This window comes from Niastella yeongjuensis (assembly GCF_900110245.1).
Lineage (GTDB): Bacteria > Bacteroidota > Bacteroidia > Chitinophagales > Chitinophagaceae > Niastella > Niastella yeongjuensis.
Map to the genome: position 1 here is coordinate 198,495 of NZ_FOCZ01000002.1, position 23,786 is coordinate 222,280.

Annotated in this window: 19 protein-coding genes; 8 read left to right on the forward strand and 11 right to left on the reverse strand. The window is 43.6% G+C overall.

Features of this window, described 5'->3' with window-relative positions; translation table 11 throughout:
* Positions 1-26: 26 nt before the first annotated feature.
* Positions 27-2,891, reverse strand: coding sequence for a M16 family metallopeptidase (locus BMX95_RS05500; protein WP_081200985.1), 2,865 nt, complete (start codon positions 2,889-2,891; stop codon positions 27-29).
* A gap of 182 nt (positions 2,892-3,073) precedes the next feature.
* Between BMX95_RS05500 and BMX95_RS05505 the strand changes: the two genes are divergently transcribed.
* Positions 3,074-3,868: a TIGR00266 family protein gene (locus tag BMX95_RS05505; RefSeq protein WP_081200986.1), complete on the forward strand. Its 795-nt coding sequence runs from the start codon at positions 3,074-3,076 to the stop codon at positions 3,866-3,868.
* Between the two features lie 104 nt (positions 3,869-3,972).
* Here BMX95_RS05505 and BMX95_RS05510 read toward each other — a convergent pair whose 3' ends face one another.
* From BMX95_RS05510 to radA, 7 genes are all read right to left on the reverse strand, one after another.
* Complete coding sequence (locus BMX95_RS05510; protein ID WP_081200987.1) at positions 3,973-4,728, reverse strand: Bax inhibitor-1/YccA family protein; 756 nt, start codon at positions 4,726-4,728, stop codon at positions 3,973-3,975.
* Positions 4,729-4,863: 135 nt separating this feature from the next.
* The gene (locus BMX95_RS05515; protein WP_081200988.1) at positions 4,864-6,171 is read right to left on the reverse strand and encodes a PSP1 domain-containing protein; all 1,308 of its coding nucleotides are present in this window, start codon (positions 6,169-6,171) and stop codon (positions 4,864-4,866) included.
* A gap of 385 nt (positions 6,172-6,556) precedes the next feature.
* Complete coding sequence (locus BMX95_RS05520) at positions 6,557-7,762, reverse strand: DNA polymerase III subunit (protein WP_081200989.1); 1,206 nt, start codon at positions 7,760-7,762, stop codon at positions 6,557-6,559.
* Positions 7,763-8,387: 625 nt separating this feature from the next.
* Positions 8,388-8,903, reverse strand: a complete 516-nt coding sequence (locus BMX95_RS05525) for a glutathione peroxidase (protein ID WP_081200990.1) — start codon at positions 8,901-8,903, stop codon at positions 8,388-8,390.
* A gap of 158 nt (positions 8,904-9,061) precedes the next feature.
* Entirely contained in the window at positions 9,062-10,456 is a 1,395-nt protein-coding gene (locus BMX95_RS05530; protein WP_081200991.1) for a choice-of-anchor Q domain-containing protein, read from the reverse strand.
* 54 nt (positions 10,457-10,510) lie between these two features.
* Entirely contained in the window at positions 10,511-11,206 is a 696-nt protein-coding gene (locus BMX95_RS05535) for a ComF family protein (RefSeq protein ID WP_081201784.1), read from the reverse strand.
* Positions 11,207-11,240: 34 nt separating this feature from the next.
* On the reverse strand, positions 11,241-12,617 hold the full coding sequence (gene radA / locus BMX95_RS05540) for a DNA repair protein RadA (protein ID WP_081200992.1): 1,377 nt from the start codon (positions 12,615-12,617) through the stop codon (positions 11,241-11,243).
* A gap of 548 nt (positions 12,618-13,165) precedes the next feature.
* On the opposite strand from radA, the gene BMX95_RS05545 reads away from it, so the two are divergent.
* Positions 13,166-13,855, forward strand: coding sequence for a zinc metallopeptidase (locus BMX95_RS05545; RefSeq protein WP_081200993.1), 690 nt, complete (start codon positions 13,166-13,168; stop codon positions 13,853-13,855).
* Positions 13,856-14,245: 390 nt separating this feature from the next.
* Here the strand turns inward: BMX95_RS05545 and BMX95_RS05550 are convergent, their stop codons facing one another.
* The 3 genes from BMX95_RS05550 to BMX95_RS05560 all read right to left on the reverse strand — a co-directional run bounded on the left by BMX95_RS05550 (position 14,246) and on the right by BMX95_RS05560 (position 17,344).
* Positions 14,246-15,799 (reverse strand): Rne/Rng family ribonuclease, encoded by a 1,554-nt coding sequence (locus BMX95_RS05550; protein WP_081200994.1) that lies wholly within the window; start codon positions 15,797-15,799, stop codon positions 14,246-14,248.
* 353 nt (positions 15,800-16,152) lie between these two features.
* Positions 16,153-16,998 carry a tetratricopeptide repeat protein gene (locus BMX95_RS05555; protein WP_081200995.1) on the reverse strand — a complete coding sequence of 282 codons (846 nt, stop codon included), beginning with the start codon at positions 16,996-16,998 and terminating at the stop codon, positions 16,153-16,155.
* Positions 16,999-17,023: 25 nt separating this feature from the next.
* Positions 17,024-17,344 (reverse strand): HU family DNA-binding protein, encoded by a 321-nt coding sequence (locus BMX95_RS05560; protein ID WP_081145882.1) that lies wholly within the window; start codon positions 17,342-17,344, stop codon positions 17,024-17,026.
* 344 nt (positions 17,345-17,688) lie between these two features.
* Between BMX95_RS05560 and mutY the strand changes: the two genes are divergently transcribed.
* From mutY to BMX95_RS05590, 6 genes are all read left to right on the forward strand, one after another.
* Positions 17,689-18,759, forward strand: a complete 1,071-nt coding sequence (gene mutY / locus BMX95_RS05565) for an A/G-specific adenine glycosylase (protein WP_081201785.1) — start codon at positions 17,689-17,691, stop codon at positions 18,757-18,759.
* 220 nt (positions 18,760-18,979) lie between these two features.
* Complete coding sequence (locus BMX95_RS05570) at positions 18,980-19,429, forward strand: single-stranded DNA-binding protein (RefSeq protein WP_081200996.1); 450 nt, start codon at positions 18,980-18,982, stop codon at positions 19,427-19,429.
* A gap of 170 nt (positions 19,430-19,599) precedes the next feature.
* Entirely contained in the window at positions 19,600-20,952 is a 1,353-nt protein-coding gene (gene gldE / locus BMX95_RS05575; protein WP_081200997.1) for a gliding motility-associated protein GldE, read from the forward strand.
* A gap of 7 nt (positions 20,953-20,959) precedes the next feature.
* Complete coding sequence (gene gldD / locus BMX95_RS05580) at positions 20,960-21,553, forward strand: gliding motility lipoprotein GldD (protein ID WP_081200998.1); 594 nt, start codon at positions 20,960-20,962, stop codon at positions 21,551-21,553.
* Positions 21,554-21,645: 92 nt separating this feature from the next.
* Positions 21,646-22,239: a DUF3109 family protein gene (locus BMX95_RS05585; protein WP_081200999.1), complete on the forward strand. Its 594-nt coding sequence runs from the start codon at positions 21,646-21,648 to the stop codon at positions 22,237-22,239.
* Positions 22,240-22,337: 98 nt separating this feature from the next.
* Positions 22,338-23,714, forward strand: a complete 1,377-nt coding sequence (locus BMX95_RS05590; RefSeq protein ID WP_081201000.1) for a LutB/LldF family L-lactate oxidation iron-sulfur protein — start codon at positions 22,338-22,340, stop codon at positions 23,712-23,714.
* Positions 23,715-23,786: the final 72 nt, after the last annotated feature.

Genomic DNA, 23,786 nt, shown 5'->3' on the forward strand with positions numbered 1-23,786 from the left:
TATGGCTTAAAGCCTGCGGCTGTATATTAAAATCCCTTCTTCGATTCTCCATCAACCGGCATTCCATCGGTATTCAACTCTATGATCTCATAGCCGCTTTTTTGTAAGCCGGGCAGAATACGCATTTTATCGCCTACCAGCACGATATTCATTTTATCAGGATGAATGTATTTTTTAGCGAGGGCATCAATTTCGGGTTTGGTGATGTGTTGTAAGATCTTGTTCTGCTGATCAACATAATCGGCGGGTAAATTATATTCCAGCATACGTTGAATAAACCCGGCTTTCTGCATACCGGTTTCATAGCGTAAGGCATCGCGCTGTCCAATGGCGTTTTTCATAAAGGTGAGTTCATCATCTTTTATACCATCCGCATTATAAGCCTTCATTTCTTTTATTACTTCCGTTAATGCGCTGTCTGTAGCATCGGCCTTAATGCCTGAGCTGAATGTAAAATCACCTGTGTACTCATCGCCATCGAAAGTGGTACGGGCGCCGTAGGTCCAGCCTTTGTCTTCACGCAGGTTGATGTTTACGCGGCCATTAAAACCACCACCCAGGGCAAAGTTCATCAGGTTGGCTTTGTAGTATTCACCGGTGGCATCATACTTTAAACCGGTTACATCGCCTATTCTGAATTCTGTCTGTGCAGCCTTGGGAATGTTTACCAGGTATATCTTCGATTTATCAACCTCTTTTGGTTTGGCCGCTATGGAAGGCAGTTCAATTGTTTTATTCGGCAGCTTATACAGAAAGGCCAGTTTGGGCAGGATCTCATTTTGGGTAATGTCGCCCACCAGTACCACTTTTGTATTGGTGGCCGTCATGTAGTTTTTATAATAATCCTCTACATCTTTCAGGGTAATGTTCTTAATAGTGCTTACGGTACCCGATTCATTCATACCCAGGATATGATTGGGGCCATAATCCACCAGGGAAATTACATCATCAGCTACAGCGGCTGGACGGGTTTTTGCCTGTTTCAGGCTTTCGAGGGTTTGGTGCTGAATGCGGTTGAAAGTTTCGTCGGTGAACTTTGGATTGAACATCCGTTCCTGCAGCAGGGCCAGGGTTTTATCGAGGTTCTTTTTTAGCGCTTCCACAGTAAATACAATGGCATTGCGGCTGCTGCTTACATCAATCTTACTACCCAGTTTTTCCAGCTCGATGGTCATTTGTTCGGCAGTGTAATTCCTGGTGTCTTCATTCATCATATCGGAAAACAAACTGGCCAGTCCAACCCTCGCGGTGTCTTTTGCCTGCAACAGGTGCCCACCGGGTATAGTAATTATGAGGGTTACCGTTGGGATCTCGTTGTTTTCTGCCCCAATAAATTTGATCTTGTTAGGAAGGTCTTTGCGCCAGAAAGCCGGCACTTTTACAACGGGGTTAGGTCCGTTACCGGGGTGTGTGCTGCGATCGAAATTGTCGGTTGCCTTGGTGTATTTTAAACTGGCATAACCATAATCGGGGGCATTATAATGGCTTTTGTCAATTTCGTAGTTGTCGGGGCCGGCAATAACATTTTCCTGTCCTTTGGGCAATACGCTTAATACAACGGCGTGTTTGCCTTTTACATATTGGTTGTATACGCGCATTACATCTTCTTTGGTAACGGCATTGTTCATTTTCACCAGCGTGCCTATCATGTTGGCATTACCGGTTAAGGTTTGAAAGGCTGCCAGTTGAAATACTTTGCCCGATACGCTTTGCAGGCCATTGATATATTGTGCTTCCGCGTATCCTTTGAACTTCTGAATATCCTCATCGGTAACGCCGCGTTTCTCAAACTCATCGAGCGAGGTGCGGATCAGCTTTTCCATATCGGCCAGCGTTTTGCCGGGCATGGGCACTACCCGGATGGTAAACTCACCGGCCAGTTCACTCAACTGGCTGTATACATTTGCCTGCAGCGCCAGTTGTGTTTTAACCAGGTTTTTGTATAACAGGGAAGAATTGCCGCCACCGAGTATTTGTGCCAGGCAGGTGAGTGCCGGCATGTCTTTGTGATAGTTGGGTACTGTAGGCCATACAAGGTTTATCAATGGAAGCCTGATGTAATTATCGGTATAGGAAACATAGCGGTCTTTATCGAGCACTACAGGGGGAACCACTACCTTTTCTACTGAAGGACCTTTGGGGATAGAGCCAAAATACTTTTCAGCCAGCTTTACTACATCAGCTGTTTTTACATCGCCGCCAACTGTGACCGTTGCGTTATTAGGGCCATACCAGCGTAAAAAGAAATTCTTGAGGTCGTTCACATCAACCCGGTTCAGGTCTTCGATATACCCGATCGTTAACCACGAGTAGGGGTGTCCGTAGGGGTACAGGTTCCTCGAAGCTACTTCACTCATTAAACCATAGGGGCGGTTGTCATAGTTTTGTCCGCGTTCATTTTTAACAGTGGCCCGTTGTATTTCGAACTTTTGCTGCGTAACGGCATCTAACAGAAAGCCCATGCGATCCGCTTCGAGCCAAAGCATTTTTTCGAGTTGGTTAGCCGGGACCGTTTCATAATAATTGGTGCGGTCGCGATTGGTTGAACCATTGAGTGTGCCGCCGGCATCGGTAACCATTTTAAAATGTTCTTCATCTTTTACATGGTCGCTGCCCTGGAACATCATGTGTTCAAAGAAATGTGCAAACCCTGATTTCCCTATTTGTTCACGGGCCGAACCAACGTGATAGGTAACATCGACCTGTACAACAGGGTCGCTGTGGTCTTCAGCAACGATCAATGTAAGTCCATTGGGGAGGATGTATTTTTCGTATGGTATTACGAGTTCATCACCCTGCCGGGTAATTTTTTCAACCAGCTTTGCCTGGGCGATAACCTGGTTGCCAAGCGCCGGCATTGCAATAGCCAAAAGCAGTATAGCCCTTTTCATATGTATAATTTTTGTTAAACAAGATTACCCGTAAGGTAAAAGAATTATTATGGGGAGGGAAACCATTTATCAATTAGGCCACCCAAAAAAATAATCAAACTCATGAAACGAATAACCTTAATTTGCGACTAACGATCCTTAGACGGAGTGGTCAATATTCATAATACATTAAACAGATTTACATGCGTACAAATCACGAAATAGACTATAAGATTTATGGGGAAGAGATGCAATATGTTGAAATAGAGCTTGATCCCAATGAAACTGCCATTGCTGAAAGTGGTGCCTTTATGATGATGGATGATGGTATTCAAATGGCAACCATGTTTGGTGACGGATCTAAACCCCAGCAGGGATTACTGGGTAAACTGATGTCGGCCGGTAAGCGGATGTTAACCGGTGAAAGTTTGTTTATGACTGCCTTTACGAATATGGGTCAGGGAAAAAAGCGGGTGAGCTTTGCATCGCCCTATCCTGGTAAGATCATTGCATTAGATCTGCAGGAGCTGGGTGGAAAGATCGTTGCACAGAAAGACGCTTTCCTGTGTGCTGCTAAAGGAGTGAGTGTTGGTATTGAGTTTCAACGGAAACTGGGCACCGGTTTGTTTGGTGGTGAAGGATTTATTATGGAAAAGCTGGAAGGGGATGGAATGGCTTTTGTACATGCTGGTGGTCACGTGTTTGAAAGAGTGCTGCAACCCGGTGAAGTATTGCGTATAGATACCGGTTGTTTAGTGGCTTATACACAAACCATCGATTACGATATACAATTTGTAGGCGGCATTAAAAATACCCTGTTTGGTGGTGAAGGTTTGTTCTTTGCTACGCTGCGCGGCCCTGGTAAAGTATGGATCCAAACCCTGCCTATCAGCCGTTTGGCCAGCCGTATTTTAACGTATGGCGGAGCCGGTGGGCGTAAAGAAGAAGGCAGCATTTTAGGTGGACTGGGCAATATGCTTGATGGTGATGGCTGGTAGTAGCGACTGAGAGTAAAAAAGCCGGATTAACTATTCGGCTACAAAATAAAAAGGGCCGTCCTGCGAATAGCGGGATGGCCCTTGACATTTTTTATAAGTGGAACTTATTTTCTGCTGGCGAGTTTCGATAACAGGCGTAACACTTCGATGTATAACCAAATGATGGTTACCAGTAAAGCAAAAGCGCCATACCATTCCATGAATTTAGGAGCACCCTGGTTAGCACCGTTTTCGATCATATCGAAATCGAGGATCAGGTTCATAGCAGCCAATGCTACTACTACCAATGAGAAACCGATACCGATGAGGCTTCCTTCATGCAGAAAAGGAATATCGATGTTGGCAAAGTGCAGGCCAATGGCGATCAGGTAGAATACGGCAATACCCAGTGTAGCGGTGATAACGATCTTTTTGAAAGTTTGGGTAGCCTTGATGATGTTGAATTTGTACAGCAGGAACATGGCTATTACAACACCAAAGGTTAATGCAACAGACTGTGTGATAATATTGGGAGCAATTTTTTCGAAGGCATGGTTATAGTAAGCCGAGATCACACCTACTGCAAAGCCTTTGATGATTGCGTATATAGGAGCCAGGTAAGGCGCCCATTGCATTTTAAAAACCATCAAAACCGCAATACCCAATGTGGCGAACACGCAAGGCCACATGTAGGGAGTTACATCCACCCCGGAATAAACCATTTTCCAGGAGAAACCGGCTGCTGCCATGGTGAGTAAAAAAAGGATACCAAATTTGTTCAGGGTACCTTTTACCGTCATAGAATCTGTTCCTGTGTAAGAATAGACCTTATCGAAAGTTTTTTCGTTCAGGGCAGGATTACCGGATTTAAATAGAGCCATAGTTATAGAGTTTAATTGAGTACAAAATACAAAAAAGCGTGAATGTTGAAAGGTTAAAACAGGACGGGCAGCTATAATAAAAAAGTTGACCAGTTAACTTGTCAACATGTTAACTGGTCAACTTTCGCCATTATCTTAATTATCCTTTTTAGGAGGATTGTTTCTTCTGTTGTCATCACGGCGGGGAGGTCTGTTGTCGCGGCGGTGTTGCTGCTGGCCTTGACCCTGACCCTGACCCTGGCTTTTTCCATGGCCACCCTGACCTTGTTGGCCTTGTCCCTGCTGTTGCTGCTGACGAGGTTGTTCTTTGTGGTGGTTGTCTTTTTGGTGGTGGTGCCGTTTTTTCTTTTCGGCTCTTTCCAGACTGCGTAAGCTGATCTGACCAACCACATCAACAAATTCAGGTTCTACCTCTTTTGGTTTTTGTGTGGTTACATCAACTGCTTCCAGTTCATCAGGAACCTGGTTTCTTTCGTTCAGTTGTTTGATCTTTCTTACCCGTTCAATAGTCAGCGGATACTGCTTGGTACTGTCGGGCAGGGTATACCACATGAGGTTTTTAAAAATATCTTTCTTGATCAGGATGGCGGTGCCTTTTGCTACCTGTAATGTGTCGGCATTGTCTGGGAAATGCTGTAAAGCATCCAGGTAAATATCCAACTCATAGTTAAGACAGCATTTTAAGCGGCCGCACTGACCACTGAGTTTGCTTTGATTGATTGACAGGTTCTGGTAGCGGGCAGCCGTAGTATTAACTGATTTGAAATCGGTTAACCAGGTACTGCAGCACAATTCGCGGCCGCAGCTGCCAATACCACCTACTTTGGCGGCCTCCTGGCGGGCGCCTATCTGGCGCATTTCTACTTTAACCCGGAATTCTTTGGCGTATACCTTGATCAATTCGCGAAAGTCAACACGATCATCAGCAATATAAAAGAAAGTGGCTTTGCGACCATCGGCCTGAATTTCTACCTCGGTGAGTTTCATTTCGAGGTTCAACTGGCGGGCAATTGCCCGGGCCCGGATGAGGGCTTCTTTTTCGCGGTCTTTATTTTGTTGCCAGATCTCGATGTCTTTGTCGGTTGCGCGGCGTAATACCTTTTTGATGTCGGGATCGGTTTCGTCGGCATTTCTTTTTTTCATTTGCAGGCGAACGATTTCGCCGGTTATATTAATAGTGCCAACATCGAAACCGCTTACACCTTCAACGGCAACCAGGTCGCCTTTTTCAAATAAGTGAACAGTGGTGTTCCGGTAAAAGTCTTTACGACTTCCATTATTGAAAGTTATTTCTACAATTTTACAGCTGCCCGAAGGGTCGCTGAAAGGCAGGTTACTCAGCCAATCGTGCACATTCATTCTGTTACAACCACCCGTGCTGCATCCGCCATTGCTTTTACAACCGGCAACTTTACCGCCTGTTCCGCATGAACTACATCCCATTCTTTATTTAGGATTAACGATTTATAAAATTTATTTATGTACGGCCGGAAATAGGCATGCAGAAATAATGGCGGGCGAGGTATTATACATTCCTTTCGGAAAGCCGGGGTGCGCCTATACCTGATCAATTACGGCTAACAGTGTTATAACGTATTGACTAAGACGCATTTATGAATAATATAGCGAAATTAGATAACCTGGTATATATAGTAACCCTGCTCGCATGCAACCCCAATCGCACAATTTTTCTGCTTCCTGCTTTACAGGCCGATTTACAAATATAAGTTATTAACGTTAAAAGCCCCTTTATATGATACTTGATTCTAAAGGGGTTAAAGAGGGTAATACAAACGCTTGTATGAAGAATAATGTTAATGCATGTGGACTAAATAACTGCAGTAACCTCCTTGCTGGCAAGTATATGATATAATTTAATGGTGAGGGCGTGGAACAACATCTTTGGGTTGGCGTTCCGTTCAACATAATAGGCCCCTTTATCCAGTTCTTCAATAATAGCCTGTTGCTGCATGAAGTTGGCGATCTTGTTCAGGCGTCCGGCAAAGTCCTTGTCTTTATCAGGCAGGTGCACATTGTCGGGCCCCATAGCATGCAACCTGATGGCCTGTTCGAGCAGGTGGGTAAAGTAGCGCAGGAATTGTTTTTGTTTTTCGCGCCCCAGCTTGCTTACCTCATCAATCCATTTTACCTGGGCAATCGGTCCGTTCTTTAATATGGCGTTCAGCCATTCGCGCAGCAACGACTGCCAGTCTTCATCGGCATGTTGCATCAACTGCAGGGCTTCCCGGTAATTGCCTTCGGCAATAAGGGCGGTTTGGCGGGCCGATTCTTCGCCCACTTTGGCCTTTGTAACCAGGGCTTCGGTAATATCCTGATAATTGAGAGCCGGTATTTTAATCAGCTGTGTTCTTGATAAAATGGTTTGCAGGATCAGTGACTCATTTTCAGCCACCAGTACAAATAAGGTATTGGGTGGTGGTTCTTCAATGAGTTTCAATAATTTATTTCCTTCATTGCCCAGGTATTCGGGCATCCACATCACCAGTATTTTAAATCCGCTTTCAAAGCTTTTGAGCGATAGTTTGCGGATGATATCGTTACACTCGTAGGCAGTTATATTTCCCTGTTTGTTTTCGGCCCCGATAAACTGCAACCAGTCGTATGAATTGCCATAGGCATATTTAGCAATAAATTCGCGCCATTCGCTGATGTAATCTGCACTTAGGGGTTTGTCGCCCGATTTACGGGGAATAACCGGGTAAGAAAAATGCACATCGGGGTGCATCAGCTGCTGCATCTTCAGACAAGAGGGGCATTCGCCACAGGAATCGAACATGGCCGCAGAGGCCGAAGGGGGTTCTTCCCCAAACAAAGATGGGCCCGGCGTTTCAGTGGCTCCTTTTCTGTTTACTTTTTCGCAAACAATATATTGAGCAAATGCAATGGCCATAGGCAGAGCACCGCTGCCTTCTTTTCCTAAAAATAAAAGGGCGTGGCTGATGCGGTTCTGTTGCACCATATTTACGAGATGTAATTTTACATCTACCTGGCCAATAACATTTTTAAATAACATGCGGGGCGAAGTTACATAATCCCGACTTATCGGGGCGAGTTGTAAACACGGGAATAATAAATGCAGGGATAAAAAGTGGAAGTCCCGACGTTGCTGTCGGGACTTCCTGAAATTACTTTTAACGGGATCAACTCTTTTGGGCTTTTAAAAGGAATAGGATCAATTTGCAAAAAAGAGTCACCAGAAAAGTGGATGGAACTGCTTTTCAACAGTATTGGATCTTATTGGTTTTTCTTTCAAGGATATCTTCAGCTTTCATAGGACCTTTGGACATTGGTTTTCTTCAGATATCGGATGGTTTCTTTCGGACTATTGGATCTTAAGTGATATTGGATATTCAAAATTGTCAATATAAACCCGCAAGGTGAATTTTATTCGTTCAATTGACAATTAAAAGCGATGTGTTGACTGATTTTGCAGACGAGAAACTAGTGTAAACCCTTATAAATGGCAAAGGTTTAACATTTACCTCACGGGATTTGGGTAGTGTGCAGAAAGCAGCAATCGCATCTTCATATCATATATTACGGGAATGTTAACAGGGCGGTTGCCGGGGAATTATAAATAAAAAGCCCCGGTCTGGGCTCAGCCTGGACCGGGGTCTGTAATAATGTGTTGCAAAATCTTAGTTCAGATATTTGGTCACTTCTTCGCTGGTAACTTTTGTTTTGTTGTGGATCACGGTGATCAGGTTACCTTTTTCATCTAACAGAAACTTGGTGAAGTTCCATTTAATGGGATCGGTAAATCCTTTCTTCTCGGCCTCGGCCACCAGGTATTTAAATAAGGGGTGAATGTCATCGCCCTTTACGGAAACCTTTTCTGCCATGGGGAAGCTTACACCATAATTCTTTTTGCAAAACTCCTGGATGTCGTTATTGGAGCCCGGCTCCTGACCGCCGAAGTTGTTGGCTGGAAAACCTACAATGACCAGTTTGTCTTTGTACTGCTCATATAATTTTTCCAGATCGGAATACTGTGGCGTGTTACCACATTTGGATGCGGTATTCACGATCATGATCTTTTTGCCTTTGAATTTCTTGAAGTCGATAGTGCCTGCGCCATCCAATGCAGGTACTTTAAAGTCGTAAATAGATTGAGCCGAAATAAACAGCAGGGAAACAAGCAATAAACGTATCATAATTGATAAAATTTAAAGTATAGTGTTTGTTAACTGGCAACTTGTACTATACAAAGATGGTACTAAATTGGTTGCTTCCTTGTAAAAATATGGTTAACGGCGGAAATACAGCTGTAAGCTATAAGCCGTAAGTCGTCGCGGCAACGCTGCGAATTAAACTACTGTCTTTCATAACACCCTAAATCCGGAATTCCGACTGGTCTTGGTTTGCCGTCGAGGTCGAGGGTAATGCCCAGGTCGGCCCCTTTGTTAAGGGCCGGGGAGTTTTCACTAAGCCGGAAATTGTAGTATTTTAATTGGGTATTAATGTTTTCGAACGCGGGGGATTGGTTTGCAATAATGTTGGTGGCGGTTACATTCGCGGGCTGGTTCTTTACTTTCCACAAACAGTTCTGGAAACTTACATTGAATGCGGAGGTGCCTTGTTTGTCTACCACTACTTCATCTTCGGTAGTGCCATTTTCGCCCCAGAATATGCAATTTTTGAAACTGGCGGTACAATTATCGATGCTTATTTTGTTTCCGTCTTTAAAATAGTTGGTTACTACGAGTACCGGATCTTTATGTAGAATATATGTATTTGACCAGGTAGCTGCAGTTACCTGTGAAAAATCATATTTACCGCCATACCCCAACACTATATTTTTACCACAGTTGCTTACAAGACAGTTCTGCGCTTTAATATTTGATCGCATTCCTATTATGCCGGCATCGTAACAATTATCGATAACACATTCGCTGAGGAATACTTTGGGGTTGGCATTTACTGATGAGTCTGCGGCTGCGATACCCTGATAGGCGTTTAGGATGTTGGCGTATTGCAGGACATTGTCTTTACTGTTTGTGAGGAAATAAATGCCTGGCCAGCCGCCGGGGAAATCGCGATAGGGATCATCGAGCCTGTCACTTCTGAATACCACGCGGGTACTGTCGTATTTTTCACCCTGGACTTTTAAGGTTCCATCAACAAGAATTGCACCATCGGCATGCATATATATTCGGCATCCCTTTTCAATAGTAAGGGTGGCATTTTTTTCAATCACCAGTTGGTCCAGAATAACATAGGGCATTAAGTTGGTCCAGGTAACATTACCGGTTACCGTTCTTGAACGCATGAAATTGGCATTTTGTCCCCAGGCGTCCAGTTGTATCCAGCGGTGATTGCCGTTGTATTCTATGGAAATGCTATCCTGTATAACAAATGGCAGGTTGTCGATGGTTGGGTCGATCTTCACGGTGACGAAAACGTATATACTATCGTTGGCATCCATTTCGATATCGCTTACTTCGGGACCTTGTGTACCATCAACATTGATCCTGAAAAAGGAGGCGTTGCCCCCTTTAAGGGCCACTTTACCCAGGCGCAGTTTCTGGTTGTTGTTATTGTAAATACGAAAGTACCTGACAGTAGAACCTGTTGTAGTGAACAAGGTATCGAAATGAAGGCTGTCGGTGCTGGTACTCAGCGATGCTGTGCTGCTGGTGATAAATGATTCCTTTTTGCAGGATATCAGGATGCCGGTAAGCAGTATAGCAACTAGTATATATTTCATGTTCTGTAAAAATACACGTTTTCGGATACACATAAAACGCCGCGCTTTTTGTGTTTATTTTACCGTGAAGGCCATGGTCATTATGCTTAAGCGGGTGCTGGGGACGGTTAACAACTGCTGCCCGCAGGCTTCGAGGGTGGCGCCGGTGGTTATTACATCATCAACCAATAATATATGTTTGCCGCTGATGGCATCCGGTTGTTGCAGTTCGAATTTGTGTTGCATATTCAACCAGCGGTCAATGCGGTTTTTGTTGGTTTGGGTATCGCTGGAAGTATGGCGGCGAATTATTTGTTCTAATACAGGAAGCGATAAAACGGCCGCCATGCCCCTGCAAAGAAGCGATGCCTGATTGTAGCCGCGTTTTCGTTGACGGGCTGTAAACAGCGGTAATGGCACCAGGGCGTCGATCTGTTGAAAGCGTTGTGTTTGTAACAATGCCTCGCCCATTTTACGGCCTATAAATAATCCCAGTTCTTTATTGCCTTTGTACTTTAACTCATGTACGATGTGTTGTAACAGCGAATCTTTTGAAAAGTACAGGTAACTGGAGGCAGCATCGATGGGCATGCGGCCCCAGAAAATTTTTTCAATGGGATTGTCAGCGTGGTGATGAAACCCCGTAACCGGCAACCGGTTAATGCAATGCATGCATAAAACCTGTTGCCTGCCGATAATGTCACTGCCGCATCCGGCGCAGTGATGGGGAATAAAAAGATGCAGTAAAGGGTGTAATGCGTTTTTAAACATAGCAGTTGTTTTTTTACTGCTACTCATCAAAGCTTTATTGAAATAAATACTGGTACACTTCTTCTACCCGGCCCATGGGTATTACTTCAATGTTACCAGATTGTTTACCGATTGACTTTTGTCCATACCGGGAAACGATGATCTTTTCGAAACCGAGTTTTTCGGCTTCTGCTATACGTTGTTCTACGCGGTGCACTGCTCGTACTTCCCCGCTTAGTCCCACTTCACCGGCAAAACAAACATGCTGGGGTAAAGGAACATCTTCATAGGAGCTCAGGAGAGCGCATAAAACGGCGAGATCGATCGAGGGGTCTTCTACCTTCAAGCCACCGGCAATGTTCAAAAAAACATCTTTTACGCCGAAATGAAAGCCTCCTTTCTTTTCCAGTACTGCCAGCAGCAATTGCAAGCGTCGCAAATCGAAACCTGATACTGTGCGTTGGGGTGTTCCGTACACAGATTGGGTAACGAGCGCCTGCACTTCAATCAACAAAGGACGCATGCCTTCAATAGTGGCGGCAATGGCTATTCCGCTGAGGCGATCTTCCTTTGGTGTCATCAGGATCTCGCTTGGATTATTTACACCGCGCATGCCGGCGCCGGTCATTTCATAGATGCCCAGTTCTGAAGTACTTCCAAAACGGTTCTTGATGGTTCGTAAAATGCGATAGGCATAATGGCGATCGCCTTCGAACTGCAACACGGTATCAACCATATGTTCCAGTATTTTGGGACCGGCAATGCTTCCATCCTTGGTAATGTGGCCTATAAGGAATACAGGAGTATTGGTTTCCTTTGCAAAACGCTGGAACTCGGCAGCTGATTCCCTTATCTGGGATATGCTTCCGGGTGACGAATCGATGTAGGGGGATTGAATGGTTTGAATGGAGTCAACAATAACCAGGTGTGGTTTTAATTTTTTGATCTCCTGGAAAATAGTTTGGGTTACTGTTTCAGTAAGCAGGTAAAAGTTATCATTCTTTATATTCAGGCGGTCGGCCCGCATTTTGATCTGTTGTTCACTTTCTTCCCCGCTGATATATAACACAGTTTTATTCTGAAGTTGCAAACCATTTTGTAAAAACAAGGTTGATTTACCTATACCGGGTTCACCGGCGATCAATACAATACTTCCCGGCACTATACCGCCACCCAATACTCTGTTCAATTCTGCATCGGATGTAGTGATGCGAACCTGTTCACTGCTGGTGATGCTGTTTAATGGAATGGTGCGGATGGATTTTGTTTCTTCGTGATAATCATCCCAGCCATTTTCTTTTTTAACCGAAGGTTTTGAAATTACTTCTTCAACAAATGTATTCCAGGTTCCGCATGATGGACATTTTCCTAACCATTTTGCACTTTCATATCCACAATTAGAACAAAAGAATGCTGTTTTAACTTTAGCCATGCGATAAAGTTAATGAATGAAGTGAAGATGAAGGAGTGAATGATTTTTGATGTGACTAAAACAGCGTGGAGGGTGGTATGATAGTTATGAAGAATGAATGATTAAAACAAACAGTTTTTTTGAACGAAGCAGGAGCGAAAAAAAGTAAATAAAAGTGAGGTAAAAATCAGGTGCTTTTTTTTAAAGTAAAAAGGCCAACATTGCTGTTGACCCCTTACTTACTAACCCATTAAATTCTTGCACTAAATTACAAATAAGCGCCACATAACAAAATTATTTTTTAGGGTTGTGAATAAAAATAAAAACCCTACAAACGATTGCCCGATTTTGTGAATTAGTGCCATATAGCATTGATAATCAAACTTTAATACAATTTTAAGAAAACAGTCAAAACCCTTGTGATAAAATGTCAGCCTACCGCGATTATACGCTAACAGAATGACAAAAAGTACCCCGATTTCTGACGAAAAATGGCGTAAAAAATACTCAAATTATTTGGTAACTGATTTGATAGATTATTGTTATTAATTAAAAAAAGAGTAAGAAAAATGACACCAGAAATTTGGTTGATTTCGATCCTGTTTTTAGTGATCAGCATGGTGGTGTCCGGTGTGCTAAAAGGCAAATTTGCAAAGTACAGCCGGGTGCCCCTGACAGCCGGTTTAACGGGTAGGGAAGTGGCAATGAAAATGTTACGCGATAATGGCATATATGACGTACAGGTAAGATCTTCAGACGGCTTTTTGAGTGACCATTACGATCCCCGCACCAAGACCGTGAATCTGAGTTCGGACGTATATAATGGTATATCAGTGGCTTCTGCGGCTGTGGCTGCCCACGAATGTGGGCACGCGGTACAGCATGCCACTGCGTATCAATGGCTAACGATGCGTAGCAAGCTGGTGCCTGTAGTCATGTTCAGTTCGGGCATTGTGCAATGGATCCTGTTACTGGGGATCCTGATGATCAACGCCTTCCCGGCCTTATTACTGATAGGTATTATACTGTTTGGTCTAACTACCTTATTTTCAATAATTACGCTGCCGGTTGAGCTAGATGCCAGCAGAAGGGCCCTGGCGTGGTTAAATCGCAGCAATATAACCGATGGCAGGGAGTACCCGCTGGCAAAGGACGCGCTTAAATGGGCTGCCTTAACGTATGTGGTGGCAGCACTGGCTTCTATAGCTACCCTGGTGCAGTATATTATGATATTCCTGGGCGGCAGAAGCAGGGATTAACAGGTGAATCGAATTTTAAGCCCCGATGCGCAAAGCGGTCGGGGCTTTTTCTTTATTGCAAGAACATTAATTGATTATGAGCATGAAAGGGGAGCAAATAAGTGGCGATCTAGGTAATTTGGAGTTTTTGCTTACACACTTATCGGCAATAAATGCGCACTTATTGGCAAAACTGCACACTTACCAATTTTTACTTTGCTGTATTCTTTTAAAAAATAATTTTGGCATGTCTGATTCACTTTTTTCCCTACGCCTTTCTGGTTTTATATTACGATCGGGCATTTCTTTGCCCGATCCTGTTTTTTTATACCTACCTGAAAATCAAATAATATACTAAAAATAAAAAAGGCCCCGACAGTATCGTCGGGGCCTTTTTAAATCTATTTAAGCTTATAGCTTTATTTCGTCGTCGTGTTTATCGAAGAAGTGGAATTCGGTGAGGTGATAATTGGTATTTTCCCTGATCTTAACCTTTTGGCCGTATTTCCATCTCCATTTCCATTGTTTCGATTTAAACAGGCTGCCTTTGGTAAGGTAGGCATGCATAATGGGATGTACAACCAGGGTAAGGTCTTTGTGCTGGTGGGTAATGAGGTAACTGAGGTTTTTTTCAATTTCATCCTCCAGCAGCAGGGTAGAAGAGATTTTACCGGTTCCGGCGCAACTGGGACAAACTTCCTGGGTATTTATGTTTACCTCAGGTTTCATCCGTTGCCGGGTAATTTGCATGAGCCCGAATTTGGAAATGGGCAGCACGGCGTGCTTGGCCCGGTCGGGGCGCATACATTCTTCCATAGCCTCCAGCAACTTACGTTTATTATCGGGCAGCTTCATATCAATAAAGTCAACCACGATAATACCACCCAGATCGCGTAACCGTAACTGGCGGCTAATCTCCGCTGCGGCTTCAAGGTTGGTTTCCAGGGCATTTTGCTCCTGGTTATTGCCAACGCTTTTATACCCGCTGTTTACATCAATTACGTGCAGGGCTTCCGTATGTTCAATAATAAGGTAGGCGCCACTTGGCAGGTTTACGGTTTTACCAAAGGCAGCTTTTACCTGTTTGGTAATTCCATACTGATCAAAAATGGGCAGTCCATTATTATAAAAAGAGACTATTTCTGCTTTTTCGGGTGCAATACGTTGAATGTAGTTGCGGGTATCGTTATAAATATTGCGGTCATTTACAACAACCCGGTTAAAGTCTTCATTCAACAGGTCGCGCAGGATACTGGTGGTTTTTGTTTGTTCACTCAGAATCTTGGCGGGGGCTACTGCACCTTTTAAATTACCCTGAATTGTTTGCCAGGTTTCAACCAGTTCGGCAAGGTCTTCATGGAGTTCGGCAGTATTCTTTCCTTCGGCAGCGGTACGAACTATAACCCCAAAGTTTTTGGGTTTAATAGCTTCCACTATCTTTTGCAGCCTTTTTCTTTCCTCGGCAGAATGGATCTTGCGGGAAACGGCTACTATATCATTAAAAGGAGTGATTACTACAAAACGTCCGGGAAGGGAAATTTCGCAACTGAGGCGGGGGCCTTTGGCGGCGATGGGCTCTTTCAATATCTGCACCAGAATGTTCGGCTTACCGCTTAGTACTTCGTTGATTTTACCGGTTTTGATAATTTCCGGTTCAACCTGGAAGGTGGCGAAGTTGAAACCCTGGGGGCTGTTATCACTAATAGCCTGTTGGGTGAATTTCAACAACGACCGGGCGTATGGGCTAAGATCTGTATAGTGAAGGAAAGCATCCTTTTCAAAACCTACATCAACGAATGCAGCATTTAGTCCGGGGATGAGTTTCTTTACTTTTCCGAGATATAAGTCTCCCACCGCGAAGCTTGCATCAGCTTTTTCGTGATGCAATTCCACGAGTTTCTTGTCCTCTAATAGGGCGATTTCAACACCCTGAGGCGCTGCATTTATAATTAGTTCCTTATTCAAGCGTACTGTCTTTATACCGTCTAAACCATCTCATCACTACAAGGAAAGGTGCTGAAGAGGAATCAGTTGTCAGGTATCAGAATCAGCCTAGTAAGTACTCTAAAATAACCTGTAATAAATGACAACATAACTAGATTCAGCGAAAGAAGGAAAAGGCCTCGCCGAATGGCGCGACCTTTTTCAAGAAGATAAAACTAGCGGTTCTTCTTCTTATGCCGATTTTTTCTTAATCTTTTTTTACGCTTGTGCGTGGCTATTTTATGACGCTTTCTTTTTTTACCACAAGGCATATTACACCAATGAGTTTAAAATTAAATAATACTGTTTCAAATGTCTTTACCGGAAAGGTTTAATTATTTATTACCAAGTAATTTAATCCGTTCGTCGATTTCATGAACGATATCGGCATTGTGAATGTGCTTCTTTGCTTCGTTATACCATTTCACTGCACCTGCCTTATCGTTTTGCCGTTCGTAGGCTTCAGCCAGCATCAACATCGCTTCTACATTCTCTGGCTGGTGTTGCACTACTTTCAGGAGGCGGTCAACTGCTTTATCAAACTGCCCTGAAATAATTCCGCCTAAACCGAGCATAAATTGTGCATACATATTTTCCGGGTCCCGTTCTGCTACTTCTCTTATTTTCAAAATTCCCTCCATGGGTGAGTCGCTGATGCCGGCGAGCAGATAACAACTGCCGAGGCCGATTTTCAACGAATCATTGTCCGGTGCAATTTGTAATGCTTTCTCAAATAACTCTTTAGCTTCAATTCCCATCCACCGCTGTAACTCCGGGTTATCCTGGCGGCGAATGCCCTCTAAAAAGAATTGGGCAGCAAAGGTGAGACTTTTTTGAGAATTTTCCAATTTAGCGGCTTCTGCTGTGTAATAACCGTAGGGAAGTAGCAAATGCGCCGAGTCTTTCCAGAACCCGGCCAGTTGTTTATACACCTTTTCCTGCTGTTCTTTTACGTCACCGCGTACCACAGCCGTTTCCAACTGAGCAACCTGGGCCTGCTGGGCAGGTGTCAGTTGCTTCTTGGATGCCTCCAGAATGGTAGTAAAACTTATTTCTTTAGGACTGGTTGCTGCTGCAACAGCACCAGGGTTTTTTTTAGGGGGAATGGTTTTGCCAAAAAAATAGATCAGGCACAGGACTACGACTCCGCTGCCTACCAGGATCAGTTGTTGCTTTTTCAAGAATCAAATCATTTAAGCAACAAATTTACATCTCATCATCCGGGTTTGGCTGATCTTCTTTTACTGATTGCAGTTTTTTAACTTCTGCAACGAATTCTTTGGCTGGTTTGAATGCGGGAATAAAATGTTCGGGAATGTGCACCGCAATATTCTTTTTGATATTACGGCCAATTTTAGCAGCTCTCTTCTTTGTAATAAAGCTGCCAAATCCACGAATGTAGATGTTCTCGCCCTGGGACAAGGTGTCTTTTACTTCCTTGAACATGGTCTCCAGCGTAACCAGCACATCAACCTTCGGTATACCTGTTTTTTCCGATATTTGGTTAACGAGGTCTGCCTTTCTCATGTCGCATGAATTTTTACGGGTTTACAAATTTTATTTTTTGAGAAAAATATTTTCATAGGAAATGTCAAAGGCAATCTACACTAAATCAATTCTTTAATGAAATTAACGGTAAATTTTCACATTTGCAAGAAAAGTATAAACAATTGAAAATGAATTTTAAACAAATCCCATGCCTGTTATTTCTCTAAAGTTATTCATTTTCATGAAGTTATAAAAAAATCACCCAAAAAACAAGTATTAGCATTTTTTTTCAGTTTTGGTAAAACCCGCTTCCACACTATTATTCATTGATTAAAAATGACCTGTTGGTGGATCAGGCGGGTTAAAAAATGAGCAATAAATACATGAAACCTGATTTTACGCGTAAGCTTTTACAATGGAATAAGAATAGTAACACCAGAGCAATGCCATGGAAAGGAGAGAAAGACCCTTATAAAATATGGTTGAGTGAAATTATATTGCAACAAACAAGAGTTGAACAAGGCTGGAGTTATTATGAAAAATTCATTGCTGCATTCCCTACCATAATTCATCTGGCAAAAGCAAAAGAAGAAAAGGTTTTTAAAATGTGGGAAGGACTCGGTTATTACAGCCGTTGTAAAAATCTCATTGCTACAGCCCGCAAAATAGCCAGTGATTATAAAGGAAAATTTCCTGCTACCTACGATGAAATAAAAGCGCTGCCCGGCATTGGGCCCTATACAGCGGCTGCCGTTTCTTCGTTTGCGTTCAATGCACCGCATGCGGTGGTAGATGGAAATGTGCAACGCATACTGGCTCGTTACTTTGGTATTGCCACGCCTATTGATACAACAGCTGGCAAGAAGGAGTTTCAAACCCTGGCCCAATCGTTATTATACCTTGATGAGCCCAGCACCTATAACCAGGCCATCATGGATTTTGGCGCCGTGGTATGTAAGCCACAAAACCCATTGTGCAGCGATTGTGTGCAAAACAAGGCCTGTGAAGCATTTAAACAGCAAACAGTAACACAGCTGCCGGTAAAACAAAAAGCCATCATCCGCAAAGAGCGCTGGTTCTATTACTTTATCATAGAATACAAAGGCAGGTGGTATATAAAACAAAGAACGGGTAAGGATATATGGGAAAATTTATTTGAGTTTGTTTTGTTTGAATCGCCCGCTGCTGTTGAAAGCATTACCCCCCAAACGCCATTCCTTAAGAAGCTGGTTAACGGACAGCAATGCCATATAGAAAGCATTAGCCGTATGTACCGCCAGCAACTAACACATCAAACCATTCATGGACGGTTTATAAAGGTTAAGGTACAGGATGCCTTACCCACTTTGAGCAATTATCTGCTAATTGATAAGAAGCAACTATCCAATTATGCCTTTCCGCGGGTTATAACAACGTTTTTGGGTGAGCCCGTAACCCCGGCCCAGTTGTTTTAAAGCCGTTAGGAATCTTTATTATCGTTCATATGAGCCTATAGGCACTATTATGTACCCGTGAACACGCATGGGAAAAACTATACTATTTGTAAAAGTCACTACAGATGGCTATCGGGGTCATAATCAGCCTAAAAAACTTCTATTTTTTTCTATTAAAAAATTTAACTTTAAAAAGGAATAAAAAGGCGCAGACGATTATATAACATCAAATTTACCATCTATGAGAGGAGTAAACAGGGTAATGCTAATTGGTAATTTAGGAAAGGACCCGGATACACAGCACCTTGAGGGACATATTGCCGTAGCAAAATTTCCTTTGGCGACCACCGAGACATTTAAAGACAGATCGGGCAAGCTCATTTCTCAAACAGAATGGCATACCGTGGTACTTTGGAGAGGATTGGCAGAACTGGCGCAAAAATACCTGCACAAAGGCAGCCTGGTGTACATCGAAGGCAGACTCCGTACTCGTAGCTGGGAAGATAAAGAAGGTAATAAAAAATTTGCAACCGAAGTAGTAGGAGATAACCTGATCATGCTGGATAAAAGGGCCGATGCCACGCACGGCTCACATGGCACTACCACTCCGCATAGCGATAATATAGAAGGTTTTAACAGTGCCGATATACCACCCATAGGGGATACCCCATCTCAGGATTTGCCATTCTAACCCAACCCATTATTTTTGCAGTTCAAAAATAAAATCAGCGGGGCCGATTAAAGAAATGTAAAGTTGCTTTTAATCGACCCCTTTCTGATTAACTTTGTTAATTAAGGATTTAACGACTGGGATGCAAATCGACTTGACGAGATCAATTTTATTCATGAAAACCCCAAGTTTTGGATAAGCCTTTGTTGATTTTTGGATTTGAGTATGTGTTTAAGCTGCTGTTGATGGTGACCAACGTACAGGCTACCACTCTGTTGGCTGCCGCGGTACTGGTGTTATTGCTGCTCTCATTTTTTATTTCCGGTGCTGAAATGGCTTTCTTTTCCCTCACGTACCGGGATATCAATATGCTTAAAACGAAGCAGGACACCGGCTGGAAAAGGATTGCCACCCTGCTGGAAGAACCCAGGGCCCTGCAGGCTTCCCTAATGATTTCCAATACCCTGGTGAACATTGCCATTATTATACTCCTCAATTTTTTTATTGATCAGGTACTGATCATAAAACCGGGTAATGTGTCAATGTGGGTGGGGTACGGTATAAAGCTCGTTATAATATCTTCCCTCATTATACTTTTTGGCGAAATACTGCCCAAAGTACGGGCATCGCAAAATAACCTGCGTTCAGCCTACGAAGCCTCCTTTTTGGTAGAGGTGATCTTTTACATGTTCAAACGGATCTCTACCTGGCTACTCAGGATCTCTGATGGCCTTGAATCGTTATTAGGTGGCAAAGCCTCCAGGGCATACACCCACCAACAACTGGAACAGGCCATTAAAAGCACCATCCACGAAGAAGAAGAACAACGCATACTGGCCGGGATCTATAAATTCCCCAACATTACCGTAAAGCAGATCATGCGCACCCGGCTTGATGTGAATGGTATTGAATACGAGGCCAGTTTTGAGGCACTGAAAAGGAAAGTGGAAGAACTGCACTATTCCCGCCTGCCGGTATACCGTAAAAGTCTTGACGACATTGTTGGGATCGTTCACACCAAAGACTTGTTGCCGTATTTGAATGAAGCCGATAATTTCGACTGGCATATTGTTGTTCGGCCACCATTTTTTGTACACGAACAAAAACACATCGAAGACCTGCTGAAGGAATTTCAAACCAGGCACGTGCACTTTGCCGTGGTAGTGGACGAGTTTGGCGGTACCAGCGGTATTGTTACCCTGGAAGACATTCTGGAAGAGATCATTGGCGACATCAGGGATGAATTTGATGAAGAGGAAACCGGCAGCAAGAAAATAGACGAGAACACTTACATTTTCGAAGGCCGCACCATGATACACGATGCCTGCAAAATGATGAACCTGGCAGAAGATACATTCGACCAGGTAAAAGGCGACAGCGATTCCATGGCCGGCTTAATGCTGGAACTGGTAGGTGAAATTCCAAAAGTAAATGATACCGCCTCTGTGGGTGATTTTGACTTTGTGGCCCTGGAAGTTGACCGTAACCGCATTCGGAAAATAAAAGTAACCATCAATATTAAACAGGATAAACAAGTTAGCTAGATCTCCAATGAAAACATCGCTGTTAAAGTACGTTCCCTTTATCGTATTACTGATTTCTGTAGTAGCCTGCAACAGTACGTATACCCCCAAACGGAAAGGATATTTCAAAATTGATTTCCCGAAACATGAATACAAAGTGTTTGAGCAGCCCGGCTACCCTTACACATTCGAATACCCGGTATATGCTTCTGTATTAAAAGACACTACCTTTTTTGAAGATAAACCCGAGAACCCGTACTGGATCAACATCGACATACCCCGGTTTCATGGGAAAATTTATATCAGTTATAAAGAGATTGGAAAGAACGATCTGAACAAACTGGTAAATGATGCCTACAACATGACCTATAAACACAGTACCAGGGCTACCGAGATCGTTGATTCTGCCATGCACACACCCAATGGAGTAGGCGGGGTGTTTTTCTCAGTGGGTGGCAATGCCGCTACCGCCAAACAATTCTTTGTAACCGATTCCACCAGACACTTTTTACGGGGCGCCCTGTATTTCGACGCCAGTCCTAATGAAGATTCACTGCGAGTGGTTAACAATTTTTTGCAGGACGATATGAAACACCTGATCAATACATTCAGGTGGAAATAAGGAGGGCTGGCGGTAAATGCCAAATTCCGGTAAAACTTTGCCAGGGGCTGCGCCAGTTTTATGTTTAATTTTACGCTTTAAAACCTTTTTAAGTGATAGTAGTAGACAAAGTGTTGATCAGTGATGAAATTGCCGAAGCACAATTTGTGTGTGACCTTACCAAATGTAAGGGCGGCTGTTGTGAAGAAGGAGATGCCGGCGCTCCCCTTGAGGATGCCGAACTGGACATCATGGTTGACCTGTATGAAAAAATAAAGCCTTACCTCACCCCGGCCTCTGTTGCTGAGGTAGAGCGTAAAGGCAAATATGTTTATCATAAAGAATTTGGCTGGGTAACACCCACGCTGGGTGGTGATAATGAGATCTGCGTGTATGGCACCCGCGATGAGAAAGGCATCATAAAATGCGCCTTTGAACAGGCTTATAACGATGGCGTTATCGGCTGGAAAAAGCCCATAAGCTGCCATTTCTTCCCCATAATTCAAAAAACCGGCAAGAAAGGGGATTACGATCGAATGAACTATGAACCCCGGCCCACTTTGTGCAGCCCTGCCTGCTCGCTGGGAAAGAAATTAAAAGTGCCGGTATACAAATTCCTGAAGGAACCTATTGTTCGCAAATACGGTGAGGATTTTTATAATGCCCTGGATATAGCTGCCACAGAGTACAAGTCTGACAAACACTAGTAAAACAACGGGATAACGCGCGATTGTGAAGCAAATGGTATCAGGGAACCTGGAACGTTGAATCCAACAGGCAATAAGCACTTAAAAAAGAATTGGGAATGAGCGAACATTCATCCTCTTTCATGGCAAAAAGCACCATTAAGGCTGCTGATCTGGAACATAGAAGGAAAGTAAATTTCAATATAGGCAAGTATAATGCTGCTGTACCCCTGGGTAAAACACAGTTTACAGATGTTCACCTGGCGCGGGAAAGAGCCAAAAATGTAAAATGGCGGGCTATTGAAAACCTCGATAAGAACCTGGAGCAGTTTGAAACACTGTTAACCAAACGCGGTGGCAAGGTGATTTGGGCGGAAGATGCCAAGCAGGCGGTGGAGGAAGTACTGAAAATTTGCAAGGCGAAGAATTGCAAAACCATCGTGAAGAGTAAAAGCATGGTGACTGAAGAAATTCACCTGAACGATCACCTGGAACAGCATGGTATTGAAAGCGTGGAAACCGACCTGGGTGAATATATCCAACAGCTGGACGGCGAGCCTCCTTACCATATTGTTACCCCCGCTATGCACAAAAGCCGGGAAGACATCGCTAAATTATTTACAGAGAAATTGCATGTAGCGCCTAACCTTTCAGCCGAACAACTGACCCTGGTGGCCCGGGATGTATTGCGGGAGAAATATGTACAGGCTGAAATAGGTATAACCGGCGCCAATTTTATACTGGCCGATATTGGCGGTGTAGCCATAAGTGAAAATGAAGGAAATGCCCGTTTGAGTAACGCATTCCCCAAAACACACATCGTTATTACGGGTATTGAAAAGGTGATCCCTTCCATGAACGACCTGGCTCTCTTTTGGCCATTGCTGGCAACCTATGGTACCGGTCAGCAGATCACTTCTTATAATACTATTGTTTCTGGGCCAAGACAGGCAGGCGAACCTGACGGTCCCGATGAAATGTATGTAATACTCCTGGATAATGGCCGTACAAATATTCTGGCGAATGAGCGCACCCGCGAAAGCCTGTACTGCATTCGATGTGGCGCCTGTTTAAACGCCTGCCCGGTGTATAAGAATATTGGCGGCCATGCGTACGAAACTACCTACAGCGGCCCAATTGGTGCCGTAATTACGCCACAGCTGAAAGGGATGGATGAGTGGAAGCATTTAAGCTATGCCTCTTCTCTGTGTGGTAATTGTACAGAAGTTTGTGCCGTAAAGATCAACCTGCACGAAATACTGCTGGAAAACAGACACGATGCGGTGGAAGAAGGGGGTTACAGCTGGGGTGAAAAGGTAGCCTGGAAACTGTGGAAACAAGCCACCCTGCACCGGAACATGTATAATATGGGCAACCAGAAGTTGAAGAACTGGATGGTGAATAAAGTATTTAAAGGCTGGACCACTAACCGGGCCGATCTGAACTTCGCCGGCAAAACCTTTAATGAAATGTGGAAGGAGAGGAAAGGCAAATAGGGATCGTAAGCAAACAACATAAAAATAGTTTCTAAAAGTCAACTTTTTAAGTTGACTTTTTTATTTTGCAGG